The 12674-nt window shown below is 58.6% G+C and carries 12 protein-coding genes; all 12 read right to left on the bottom strand.

Annotated features, from left to right (window positions below; genetic code table 11):
• Positions 1-9: 9 nt before the first annotated feature.
• The 12 genes from ABIE13_RS26060 to der all read right to left on the bottom strand — a co-directional run bounded on the left by ABIE13_RS26060 (position 10) and on the right by der (position 12538).
• Positions 10-1221, bottom strand: coding sequence for a PLP-dependent transferase (locus tag ABIE13_RS26060; RefSeq protein WP_354448970.1), 1212 nt, complete (start codon positions 1219-1221; stop codon positions 10-12).
• 10 nt (positions 1222-1231) lie between these two features.
• A complete protein-coding gene (locus ABIE13_RS26065; RefSeq protein ID WP_354448972.1) occupies positions 1232-2047 on the bottom strand; it encodes a family 1 encapsulin nanocompartment shell protein in 816 nt (271 codons plus the stop codon).
• Positions 2048-2086: 39 nt separating this feature from the next.
• Positions 2087-3211 (bottom strand): Dyp-type peroxidase, encoded by a 1125-nt coding sequence (locus ABIE13_RS26070; RefSeq protein ID WP_354448973.1) that lies wholly within the window; start codon positions 3209-3211, stop codon positions 2087-2089.
• Positions 3212-3285: 74 nt separating this feature from the next.
• Positions 3286-3810 carry a phosphoribosyltransferase gene (locus ABIE13_RS26075; protein ID WP_354448974.1) on the bottom strand — a complete coding sequence of 175 codons (525 nt, stop codon included), beginning with the start codon at positions 3808-3810 and terminating at the stop codon, positions 3286-3288.
• Between the two features lie 29 nt (positions 3811-3839).
• Positions 3840-5216 (bottom strand): adenylosuccinate synthase, encoded by a 1377-nt coding sequence (locus tag ABIE13_RS26080; protein ID WP_354448975.1) that lies wholly within the window; start codon positions 5214-5216, stop codon positions 3840-3842.
• A gap of 94 nt (positions 5217-5310) precedes the next feature.
• Entirely contained in the window at positions 5311-6489 is a 1179-nt protein-coding gene (locus ABIE13_RS26085; protein ID WP_354448977.1) for an ATP phosphoribosyltransferase regulatory subunit, read from the bottom strand.
• Between the two features lie 426 nt (positions 6490-6915).
• Positions 6916-7101, bottom strand: a complete 186-nt coding sequence (locus tag ABIE13_RS26090; protein ID WP_354448978.1) for a DUF2065 domain-containing protein — start codon at positions 7099-7101, stop codon at positions 6916-6918.
• 4 nt (positions 7102-7105) lie between these two features.
• Complete coding sequence (gene hflC / locus ABIE13_RS26095; RefSeq protein ID WP_354448979.1) at positions 7106-7996, bottom strand: protease modulator HflC; 891 nt, start codon at positions 7994-7996, stop codon at positions 7106-7108.
• Positions 7997-8005: 9 nt separating this feature from the next.
• Entirely contained in the window at positions 8006-9397 is a 1392-nt protein-coding gene (hflK, locus tag ABIE13_RS26100; protein WP_354448981.1) for an FtsH protease activity modulator HflK, read from the bottom strand.
• On the bottom strand, positions 9394-10626 hold the full coding sequence (hflX, locus tag ABIE13_RS26105; RefSeq protein WP_354448983.1) for a GTPase HflX: 1233 nt from the start codon (positions 10624-10626) through the stop codon (positions 9394-9396). The genes hflK and hflX overlap by 4 nt, the downstream gene beginning before the upstream one ends.
• Positions 10627-10795: 169 nt before the next feature.
• On the bottom strand, positions 10796-11050 hold the full coding sequence (hfq, locus tag ABIE13_RS26110; protein WP_436278490.1) for an RNA chaperone Hfq: 255 nt from the start codon (positions 11048-11050) through the stop codon (positions 10796-10798).
• Between the two features lie 147 nt (positions 11051-11197).
• Positions 11198-12538, bottom strand: a complete 1341-nt coding sequence (gene der / locus ABIE13_RS26115) for a ribosome biogenesis GTPase Der (RefSeq protein ID WP_354448987.1) — start codon at positions 12536-12538, stop codon at positions 11198-11200.
• Positions 12539-12674 lie beyond the last annotated feature (136 nt).

Raw genomic sequence — 12674 nt, forward strand, 5'->3', positions numbered from 1 at the left:
ACCTGGGCCCTACCCGGGTAACGCAGACGTCAGCGCCTGCGTCAGATCAGAACGCAGGTCTGCCACATTTTCCAGACCTACAGAAAACCGGACCAGCGTACCGGCCGTGAGATGAGCAGGCCTGGTTCCTCTCATCTGCTCTACCTCGTATGGCATGACGAGGCTGATGGGGCCCCCCCAGCTGAAACCCAGTTTGAATAGCTTCAGTGAGTCGCAGAACTTGTCCACTTGTTGGGATGAGTAGCGTTGGTCGACCATGACGCTGAACAAGCCCGCCGAAGCCCCCGTGTCAGCCTTGTCTGCAGCGCCGCACACCTGTTGCCAGTAGGCATTTCCGGGCGAACCCTCCAGCGCCGGATGCAGCACCTGGGCAAACTGCGGCTGATCCACGCACCAAAGTGCGAGAGCGCGGCCAGCCTGGTCTTGCGCACGATAACGCAGGCCAATACTGGGCAGCGCACGCAAAATGGCTTCCACGTCGTTGGCTCCGACACCCAAGCCCAGGCGCATATGGGTCAACTTGATTTTCAGGTGCAGCGCCTCGTTGCGCGTGGTCACGCTGCCCATCAGCACGTCACCGCCGCCGCTGGGGTACTTGGTCAGGGCGTGTGCTGAAATATCCACCCCGGTGCCCTGCCCGTCCAGATCAAAGGCATTGAAGGCCAAACCTGCGCCCCAGGTGTTGTCCAAAGCACTGATCACTCCCCTGGCTTTGCAAAGGCGCACCTGCTCGATCAGGTCAGGGAACTCCATGGTGACGGATCCAGCAGCCTCCAGCCACACCAGCTTGGTTCTGCCGTTGATACGGGCAGCCAGGTCTGCCACGCTCATGGGGTCATAGTACTGATGGGTGATACCGAACGCGGCCAGTTCACCCTCGGCCAGGGCCTTGTTGGGGCCATAGGCATTGTCAGGTATCAGAACCTCGTCGCCCGATTTGAGCAGCGCAAATGCCACGTTGGCGATGGCCGCCAGCCCGCTGGGGACCAGGACGCACTGAAGACCGCCCTCCAGAGCGGCGATCCGCGCCTCCAGCACAAAAGAGGTCGGCGTACCGTGCAGACCGTAGGTATAGCCACTCTTGCTCTTCCAGTCGCGCGTGCGCATGGCGGCCACGCTGGGGAAAATAACGGTAGAAGCCTTGAAGACGCCAGGCTGGGGCGCCACAAAACCATCTGGTGGGCTATAGGGGTGATGAATCAGATCTGTGGAACGCTCCATCGTGCTGTCCTTATTGTCCCTGCGGTAACACGGCCACTGCGGCTTCGGCAGTCAACAGGCGGAAAGTGAGCGTCTCTTCCAGATACAGCCGTACGCTGGTTTCGTTGTGGCTCAGGTAGCCAATGGAAAGATCGCGCCCTACGTGCAGCCTGAAATCTCCACCCCGTGTGGAAAGCACGTAGGCGCCTTCAATGGCTGGTGCCCAGATCAGTTTGTCATTGCCACCCAGCAAGCGCTGCATGTGGTTGAGCACAGGGTAGCCGCGATCGTTGGCCTCTTGCACTGCGGTGTACACATCAGCGCCCAGCACGGCGATGTAAGGACCATCCACGCCAGCCAACTTGAGCTGCTTGAGCGCTTCGGCGATCACATCAGGATAGTCCGTGGCCTCCGTCGGCAGGGTCAGCACCGGATTGGAGGTCCCTTCACGAATTCCTTCAATGCCAGCAGCCTGATAGCCCAGGAAGATGGCTCGGTCTTCCGCATAGGCTAGTTGTTCAGCCGCGTCCTTGGCGGGTTGCCAGTCGGAGTCTTCCGCACCTCTTTCGACATCGTCGATGGCTTCTCGCGAAAGCTCAAAAGGCACACGCAGCTCTACCAGTGGCTTGACCACGCGCTGGCGGGCGATCACGCCTTCTTGCGGGGGGGCCAGAGGAGCCATATGACCCGTGCCTACCGCAGAGCATTTGCTTCCTGCCTCTTCCACGTCAACGTCAACTGAACGGCGACCTGCGAGATTGCGGCGAAAAGTACGGGCGACCTCTTCTTCGATCTGCGCCCAGGCGCTGTCGGAAATGGGGGCCAATTCACGGTGCAGGTTATTCATTGCGGAGCTCCTAGCAGTGATCAAGAGAGGTAAGCGCCTTCAGGTGTTTCTGGAAGGCGTCAATAGAGAATCGAGTTGAGGCTGACCCTTGAGTGAGCCAATGGACAGGGTTCCGCTGCTTTTGGCGCTGGCGGGAGCGCTGGCCGATGCGCTCGCAAGTGCGCTGGCATCTACAGCAGACGAAGCGGTCTCCGTGTCCCCTGTTTGGAAAGGATTGCCAGCTGCCAACTCTTCAAGCAGAGCCTGTGAGGGCACAAAAAAGAGCGTACCTGTGACAGCGCTGCTGAAATCAAGCAGCCGATCGTAATTGCCCGGTGGACGGCCAATGAACATGTTGGTCAGCATGAGCTCAGTCACGCCCGGATCGCTTGCATAAGCGATGAAGTAAGTGCCGAACTCCCCACGAGAAGGGGATGCAAAAGGCATATTCGAGCGCAAGATGGCAAGCTCGTTGCCGTCTTCGTCTTCCACCACATTGAGCGCAATGTGCGAATTGGCTGGCTTGACATCGTCAGCCATTTCAATGTCGTCGTGCTTGCTTCGGCCTATGACGCGCTCTTGCTCTTCGGTCGACAGCTTGTTCCAGGCTTGCATGTCGTGCAGGTACTTTTGCACGATGACATAGCTACCGCCTTCAAATCCTGGGTCTTCATTGCCGATCACGGTGGCATCGATCGCTTCGGCTCCTTCGGGATTTTCTGTCCCATCCACAAAGCCGACCATGGACCGCGCGTCGAAATAGCGAAATCCGTGCACCTCATCAACGGGCTCCACTGAATTGCCTAACGCCAGCATGATCTGAGTGGCCAATTCGAAGCACATGTCTTCGGTGCGGGCGCGAATGTGCAAAAGAAGATCGCCAGGTGTGGAAGGTGCGCGATGCTTTTCGCCGTTCAACTCCTTGAAGGGATGAAGCGCGGCCGGCCTGGGCGCACCAAAAAGCCTGTCCCACGCGTCAGAGCCGATGCCGACCACCAGACTGAGCTCTCGCCCCAGCAGGCGCTGTCCCACGCTGCGGCGCAGGCCGGCGGCATTGCCAAAGAATGATCGCACCGCCTCTTCAGCTTGCGCACCGGGCGCGATATTGAGCACGATGAAGTAGGCCGCCACCCCCGGTGATTCAGCCACCGCTTGTGGTTGGGGCGAGGAGTCGGTTGCGATCATGAGGGCATCAGACATTGGAAGAATGTACTCTCCCGCTCTTCGGGGAAGTGAGATGTCAAGCGCTTAGATTCGCCTCAAATCTTCCACTTGGCCAGCAGCTTTTCTGGAGGCATGCTGTCATACATTTCAAAAGGCTGGTGAATCCAGGGGTTCGATGGCAGATCTTCCACCGAATAATCGGCCTGGAAGCTGGAGCAACCTTTCGTCCAGATCACTGCGGTGCGCAGTTCGGTAATGGGCGCGTAGTTGGTCCTCAGCCTATCCACCACGGCTTGGAGCGTGACCCCGGTATCAGCAAGATCATCCACCAGCAAAACCTTGCCGGCAATCTGACCGTGGGGGGTCGTGATGTAGTGCGCTATATCCAGATGGCCTTGCACCTTGCCTGCATCAGCGCGGTAGCTGCTGGTCGACATGATCGCCAGCGGTACTGAAAAGATGCGTGAAAGGATGTCACCAGGGCGCATGCCACCCCTTGCCAGACACAAGATGGTGTCAAACTTCCAGCCCGACTGATGCACCTTGATGGCGAGCTTTTCCACCAGGTTATGGTATTCGTCTGCGCTTACGTAAAGGTGCTTTCCGTCTTCTGTCAACATCGTGTAGTCCTCGTTGTTTTTGAAGCGGATCAGTCCGCGAGATAAGGATGGCGCACCATGATCGTGTGATCACGATCGGGGCTGGTGGAGACCACATGAATCGGCACACCCGTGGCGTGCGCAATGCGCTGCAGGTAAAGGCGGGCGTTGATAGGCAGCTTGTCGTATTCAGTGACGCCAACCGTGCTTTCGCTCCAGCCTTCCATCGTCTCGTAGACAGGCTTGCAGCGCGCGATCTCATCCGCACCAAGAGGAAGGATATCGATGGTTTCGCCGTCTAGCTCGTAGCCTACGCAGAGCAGCAATTCACTCAGGCCATCCAGAACGTCGAGCTTGGTGATGCACAGTCCGCTCAGACCATTGACCTGCGCCGAGCGCTTGAGCAAGGCGGCATCGAACCACCCGCAGCGGCGGCTACGGCCGGTGGTCACGCCTTTTTCGGCGCCGACCGTGCTCATGTGATAGCCGGGTGTACCAGGGGTTTCCCAGTCCAGTTCTGTCGGGAACGGTCCGCCACCTACACGGGTGCAATAGGCCTTGGTAATGCCCAGCACATAGTGCAGCATGCCCGGGCCCACGCCAGAGCCTGAGGCCGCATTGCCTGCCACCGTGTTGCTGGAAGTGACATACGGGTAGGTACCGTGGTCGACGTCAAGCAAGGTACCTTGAGCGCCTTCGAACAACAGGTTAGCGCCATTGAGGTGAGCTTCGTTCAACTCGCGTGAGACGTCCGCCATCATGGGCAGGATCTGCTGGGCATGGCGCATGGCCTCTTCGTAGACGACATCAAACTGCACCGCACCATCCTTGAGATAAGGCAGCAATGTTTCGCCGAATTCCAGCTTGGCGGAATCAAGGAAGGTCGTCAGCACAAGGTTATGCAGTGCCAGCAGCTCGCGCAACTTGGTTGCGAAGCGCTCTGGGTATTTCAGATCCTGAACGCGAAGCGCGCGGCGGGCAATCTTGTCTTCATAGGCGGGACCAATGCCGCGGCCAGTCGTGCCAATTTTTTCACTGCCGCCACTGGCGCGTGCAGCTTCACGTGCCACATCAAGCACAGCGTGAAAAGGAAGGATCAGCGGGCAAGCCTCACTGATGCGCAGGCGATCGCGCACCTGCACGCCCGCCTTTTCAAGGCCTTCGATCTCTTCCAGCAATTTGGCGCAAGAAAGAACCACGCCGTTGCCGATGTAACACTTCACGCCAGGCCGCATGATGCCGCTAGGAATGAGGTGCAGCGCCGTCTTGACACCATTGATGACCAGAGTATGGCCAGCGTTGTGGCCGCCCTGGAACCGCACTACGCCTTGAGCGCTCTCGGTCAGCCAATCGACCAGTTTGCCTTTGCCTTCATCGCCCCATTGGGTGCCAACGACAACAACGTTACGTCCGTTAGTGGTTTTCATCCTGTGCCCTGTTTATGCTGTATTTCTGCTTGCCTGTTAGCAATGACCGGCGGTCATTGAGATGGCCGCTTGCGCGGCACCATTCGTCAACGACTCAAGAAGTGCGGCCTTCCTCTGCGGCTTGTACTACCCACTGTCCGGCGACTTCTTTCAGTTCGCGGTCACAGTGGAATTCGTCGATCTCACTCTCGTCGCCCGGCAATGCGCAGACAACGGTTTCGCCCCGCCCACGCAATGAGGCCACGGCGGCGCGAAGACCTGGTGCGTCGCTCCAGGGCGCGCGTATCGCCGTCTTGAGCGCAAGCGTTGGGGCAGCGCGTACGATTTGCTTCAAGTCCATACTGAAGCCAACCGCGGGCCGATCCCGGTCAAGTTTGTGGCCAAAAACAGCTCCTACGCCGTCATAGCGCCCCCCACGCAGCAGTGCATCGCCCGCGCTCTGAGAGAACACCGAAAAACGCGTTCCACTGTAGTAGGCATAGCCGCGCAGATCGGCCAGATCAAAGGTGGTCTTGACACCTTCAAGCCGGGCGGCAAGCCATTTGAGGTCAGACAGCGCAGCCTGCATGGCCTCCGAAGGCTCAAGCCTTTTCTGCGCTTCAGCCAGTATGTTTTCGTCTCCGTACAACTGCACGAGCGCCAGCAGGCCTTTTCGAGCAGATGGCGGGAAATCGCGGGTCAGTTGCGCGAGTTCGCTCTCGTCCTTGGCGGCCAGAGCGGCGTGCACATCGTGGAGCGCCGCTTCTTCCAGGGGGATGCCAGCCAAGAGGCTTTTCACAATGCGGGCATCGGCCAAATCCACGCTCAAATTATCGACGCTGGCCGCACGAAGACAATCCAGCGCCAGGCTGAGGATCTCCAGATCCGCCTCACGCCCGGCGTGTCCGTACAGCTCCGCACCCAGTTGCAGAGGTTCCCGCGTACCATGCGCACGCTCAGGGCGTACATGCAGCACAGGCCCGCAGTAGGCCAGGCGGGTAATGCCCTTGCGGCCCAGCAAATGGGCGTCTATGCGAGCGACCTGTGGCGTGGTGTCTGCACGAAGGCCCAGCGAACGGCCTGAGAGCTGATCTACAAGTTTGAAGGTCTGCAACCCCAGGGCTTCACCGGTGCCAGTGAGCAGGGATTCCAGGTGCTCGATCATCGGCGGGATCACCAGCTCATAGCCATAGCTACGCGCGGTATCGAGCAACAATCTGCGCAATTCCTCTATGTGCCGGGCCTCGGAAGGCAGAACATCGGCGATGTGATCCGGCAAGAGCCAAGCAGACATGGCTTTTAGGGGGCTGTTAAAAACAGTATTCTACTAGTGTCGAGGTGTGGGAAATCTCAAAGCGCAGCAATTGCTATGGGTTCTCCTGGGATGGCTGGGGTCTTCCGGGTGGAGTAATGTGATTGTTGGCCGGAAGAAAGTAGCTGCAGGGTGGGGCCATGCTGGCCTTCGACCTCCGTGGAGAAATATCGGGAATTTCGCAGAGGCAGCGCTGCTATGAACCGCCGTTGCCCTCACCCCCGCCCTCTCCCCAAGGGAAGAGGGAGCAAGAGGGAAAATCGCAGCCGAACCTTGTTCAGGTCGAGAGAGCAAGAGGGGAAGCCGCAGGCGGGCCTTGCTCGGGGGAAAGTGAAATAGGGGAAGCCGCGGACGGACCTTGCTCAAGGGAACAGGGTAAGCGGCAAAGAGGGCCTTGCCCAAAGAACCTCAGACCAGCCAGAACAGGGCAAGTCCAATCAGTACGCTCACAAGGCCAAAAAATCGAATCTGGCCGTCGTGCATCTGCAGCAACTGAGTGAACACCCCGCGCCAGGCTTTGGGCGCAAGAAAGGGCATCAAACCCTCGAGAACGAGGGCGATGCCCAACGCCATCAGTAGCGTGTCGGCGTCCATCCAATCAACGCTTCGGGGTTGTGGAACCTCGCATGGCGTTGAAGAACTCCGACGAAGATGGGTCGATCACGAGAACATCGCCTTTTTTGCCAATACTGGCCTTGTAGGCATCGAGGCTACGGTAGAACTCAGCAAACTGAGGATCCTTGCCGAACGATTCGGCGTAGACCCGGTTGGCCAGAGCATCGCCCTCGCCTCGCACTTTCTGCGCGTCTCTGTAAGCATTGGCCACGGTCACTTCGCGCTGCTTGTCGGCGGCGGCTCGAATGGTTTCCCCTTCAGCAGCACCAGTGGAACGCAGTTCGTTGGCCACACGTTGCCGCTCGGCTTGCATACGGCGATAGACGGACTCGGTAATGGCTTCCACGTAGTCGGCCCGTGTGATGCGGACATCCACGATATCGACACCCCATGGCTTGGCACCTTTCACAGACTCGAGCACTTCGCGCTTGACGTCTTCCATCAGCGTTTCGCGTCGGGTAGAGATGAGTTCGCGCACTGTACGGCGGTTGATCTCTTCCTGGAATGCGTTTCGCACCACGCGGTTGAGCTGCATGGCGCCTGCGTTCTCGTCCAGGCCCACGTTGCGAATGTAGGCGCCTGGATCAGTAATGCGCCAGCGCACGTACCAGTCGATGACGACACGTTGCTTTTCCGCCGTGAGCATAGGTTCCGTGTCCACGCTATCGAGCGTGAGCAGACGCTTGTCAATGTAGGAAACGTTCTGGAAAGGCGGCGGCAACTTGAAGTTGAGCCCAGGCTCGGTAATCACTTCCTTGATTTGTCCCAGCGCGTAGACCACACCAAACTGGCGTTGATCCACAACAAAGAGTGTAGAGCTGAGCAAGCCCAGCAAAATAATGACGGTGGTACCGATGAATCCAATCTTGTTCATCTGCGGGCCTTATCTGGAGTCGCGCTCGCGGCTACGAGCGGGGTCGCGCGAACGCGTGTCTACGGCGGGTGGTGCTGTTGGAGCCGCGGGGGCGGCCGCGCCAGCAGGGGCGGGAGTCGCGTCCGCTGCGGCATTGCCAGGAGCGCCTGTCGACTGCATGATCTTGTCGAGCGGCAAATACATCAGATTTCCGCCGCTGCGGCTGTCGATGAGAACCTTGTTCACACCGCCGTAAATCTGCTGCATGGCATCCAGGTACATGCGGTTGCGTGTGACCTGAGGTGCTTTCTGGTATTCAGTCAGGACCGAAGAAAAGCGTTGGGAATCACCCTCGGCCTGCGCGACGATACGTTCCTTGTAACCCTCAGCCTCTTGTGTGAGGCGCGCTGCCGTACCGATGGCGCGCGGAACGACGTCGTTGGCGTAGGCTTGAGCTTCGTTCTTGGCGCGCTCACGCTCCTGACCCGCTTTCAACACGTCATCGAAAGCGGCTTGCACTTGCTCTGGAGGCCGGACGCCGCCCTGCTGCATGTTCACCGCAACGACTTCAACACCCACCTTATAGCGGTCCAGAATGATCTGCATGAGATCGCGAACGCGCGGCGCAATCTGGTCACGCTCTTCAGCCAGCGCCGAGTCCAGCTTGATTTTGCCGACCACTTCTCGCACAGCAGATTCTGCAGCTTGGACAACCGCATCATCCGGGCTTCTGCTCTCGAAGAGATAAGCGCGAGCATCGCTCAACCGATACTGAACTGCAAACTTGATCTCAACGATATTTTCGTCTTCGGTCAGCATGGCTGATTCACGGAGACCCGTACTCTTGATGATGCTGTCGCGGCCCACGTCAACCGAGCGGATCTGCGTCACACGCACCGTTTCGTGGCGCTGGATGGGATACGGCAAACGCCAGTTGAAACCAGCACCAACGGTCGAGTTGTACTTGCCAAACTGCGTAATGACTGCTTGCGAGCCTTCCTGGACGATGAAAAAGCCAGTGCCCAGCCAGATCAGCAGCGCGATACCAGCTGCCACACCAATGCCGAGGCCGGCGCTTTTCATGTCAGGCTGATAGTTGTTGCCACCAGTGCCACCGCCACCGCTGTTGCCGCCACGGCCGCCAAAAAGCCCGCCTAGCTTGCGATTGAAATCGCGCCAGAGCTCGTCCAGGTCAGGTGGCCCCTGATTGGGCCCGCGACCACCCCCACCACCGCCACCCCGTGGAGGCTGCTGCTGGGGACGCTGCGGCGCTGGATTGGGCTCGTCTACTGGAGGCCGTGGTTCATCTTGGCCGCTGGGAGAGTCGTCGCCCCGTCCCCAACGCTGATCATTCAAGTTGAACATGCCCCGCAAACGACCCGGCCAGGAGGCAAGGCGCAAGGTGCTGTAGCGGTCTTTCATTCGTAGAGGTCTTGGCTATTCAAAATGTTATTGTGCCCAATCTCGAGAGCGTCCTCGGAAGGCTTGGACAAATGACCTGATTCGGTCTCTGCGTGCCCACCCGGGGCGCCGCGAGAGGCCAGCGCCAGGCGCGCCAATTCAGCCCGCAAGAGCTGCAATCCCTCGCCCGATTGGGCGCTGACAAAGACGCGTCCAAGGGCGCGCCCGTCAATTTCCATGACATCTTGGGCCGCCAGGGGGCGATGCGCATCATCCAGGGCGTCAAGCTTGTTGAAAATCAGCAACTGGGGAACGTCGCCTGCACCGATCTCCACCAGCACCCGCTGAACTTCAGCCATCTGTTCGTGAAAACCGGGGTTGGAGGCATCCACCACATGCAGCAGCAAATCTGCATCTACCGCCTCCTGCAAGGTCGCCTGGAAAGCATCGATCAAACCGTGGGGCAGGTCTCGTATGAATCCAACGGTGTCGGACAGTGAAACGGAAACCCCGGCTTCTCCCAGGTACAACTGGCGTGTAGTCGTGTCCAGCGTGGCAAAGAGCTGATCGGCGGCATAGGCACGGGCCTTGACCAACGCGTTGAACAGGGTAGATTTACCCGCGTTGGTGTAGCCGACCAGCGAAATATTGAAAGCGCCCTGGCGCTCACGATGGCGCCTCTGCGTCTGGCGTTGCCGCTTGACCTTGACCAGGCGGTCTTTGGTTCGCTTGATGGAGTCGCCAATCATTCGGCGATCAAGCTCAATCTGAGTTTCCCCAGGGCCGCCACGCGCCCCAATGCCACCGCGCTGGCGCTCCAAGTGGCTCCAGCGGCGCACCAATCGGGTGCTCAGGTATTGAAGGCGCGCCAATTCCACCTGAAGCTTACCTTCGTGGCTGCGAGCGCGCTGGGCAAAAATCTCAAGAATCAGCAGAGTGCGATCATTCACGGGCAATCCCATGACACGCTCAAGATTGCGCTGTTGCACCGGGCTGAGCGCTTGATCGAAGAGTATTTCCTCTGCGCCTAATTCGGTAGCAAGTGCACGAATTTCTTCGGCTTTTCCGCTGCCGACAAATAAAGCCGCATCTGGCGCCTTGCGCTTGCAAGTCAGACGAGCCAACGGACGCATCCCGGCCGTTTCCGCAAGCAAGCCCAACTCTTCCAAATCGCCGTCAAAATTGGGCGTACCAAGGTCCACTCCAACCAGCACAGCGGAAGATCGATGGGACTGTTCAGAGTTTGCCAAGGTGAATGGAAGGGTCTCGATTTGTAGGCGAACTTACCCCGCTCTCGCGGAGTAAGGACTGGAATTTCCCGCCGGCCCGAACAGCCTCTTGGAGGGACATTGAAGCGGCGCACCCATGAAACCCCGCTGGCGGATGTTTCAGGGTTAAAAGCGGTTACCCGCTAACAACTCAGTTGGGGGACGATTCCGCGCCGTCAGGATTGACCGCGAAATTGACCGCACGCCCGGGAACAATGGTGGAAATGGCGTGTTTGTAGACCATTTGCGTAACAGTATTACGCAGCAAGACGACATACTGATCGAAAGATTCGATCTGCCCCTGAAGCTTGATGCCGTTGACCAGATAAATAGACACTGGTACGTGTTCGCGGCGCAAGGTATTGAGGAACGGGTCTTGCAAAAGTTGCCCTTTGTTATTGCTCACGATATTCTCCGTGTTCAAGAGTTTGTTGTTGGAAGGGGATGGAACTTACCACATGAGGGCGGCAAAACTCATCACAAGGGGCATATTCCACGCACTTCGCGCGAATTGGCGAATCTGGCCTACGCCGCAGGGCCGAAACCCATTGAATTAAGAGTCATTTTCAGCATAAGGGTTCCGCGCAGACTTCATTTCTACACGCAAGGGCGTGCCAATAAGATCAAAAGCCTTCCGGAAGCGGCCTTCCAGGTAGCGCCTGTAGGCGTCTGTGACGCCTTCCAGTGAGTTGCCGTGGACCACGATGACCGGCGGATTCATGCCGCCTTGATGCGCGTAACGAAGCTTGGGGCGGAACATGCCGCTGCGTTTGGGCGCCTGGAACTGAACGGCCTCCAGAAGCAGACGGGTAAGTTGCGGTGTAGGCATCTTGCGCGTCGCCGCCTGATGCGCCTTGGCAATGGAACCCCAAAGCGGTCCCAGGCCTTGGCGTTTCTTGGCAGAGATGAAGTGCAGTTCGGCGAACTTCATGAATGGCAAGCGCGTTTCAATGGAGCGTTGCACCAGTTCGCGCTGATACGCATCGACGCAATCCCACTTGTTCACAGCCACCACAACTGCCCGGCCAGCTTCCAGGATAAAGCCGGCAATATGCGCATCCTGATCCGTGACGCCTTGGGTGGCATCCACCAGAAGCAGCACGACATTGGACGATTCGATGGCCTGCAATGTCTTGACGACCGAGAACTTCTCGATAGCTTCGAATACCTTGCCCTTGCGCCGAAGCCCGGCGGTATCGATCAGCTCGAATTTCTGACCAGCGCGTTCAAACGGCACGGTAATGGCGTCACGCGTGGTGCCTGGCATATCGAAAGCGACCAAACGCTCTTCGCCCAACCAGGTGTTGATGAGCGTGGATTTACCCACGTTGGGGCGGCCGGCCACCGCCAAGCGGATGGCAGCGTTTTCAGCCGGTGTTTCATCTTCCTCGGGTTCTGCCAGATGCAGAGCGTCGAGGGCAGCATCCAGCATGCTGCGTACGCCCTGGCCGTGGGCAGCCGAGACCGGCAGCACATCACCCAGACCGAGCTCATAAAACTCGACCAGTTGAGCGCCCTCCCGCATGCCTTCTGCCTTGTTGGCAACCAACAAGCATGGCTTGCCCAGGCGGCGCAGGTAATTGCCGATGTCGTGGTCCTGGGCCGAAACTCCGGCCCGCGCGTCCACCACGAAAACAACCACATCGGACTCTGCGACAGCTTGCCGCGTCTGCTTGGCCATCTCCTTGAAGATGCCGCTTTCCGCGTCAGGCTCGAATCCACCGGTATCGATGACGATGTATTCGCGCTTGCCCAGATGACCCTGGCCATAGTGGCGGTCACGTGTGAGCCCAGCGAAATCAGCCACGATAGCGTCCCGGCTCTTGGTCAGCCGGTTGAACAGTGTGGATTTGCCGACGTTTGGACGGCCTACGATGGCAATAACTGGTTTCATGACAATAGACCGAGTGTAGTGTTCGATGCTGTGAGGCACCCAATAAAACCGATGGATTGGGTCCCGGGGCAAGGCGTCAACCGCAGACATAGCTCCAAGCTATGGCGACGAGTTGTCACGCTGCCATGGGGGCCAA

The organism is Ottowia thiooxydans, from assembly GCF_040548795.1.
GTDB lineage: Bacteria > Pseudomonadota > Gammaproteobacteria > Burkholderiales > Burkholderiaceae_C > Ottowia > Ottowia thiooxydans_A.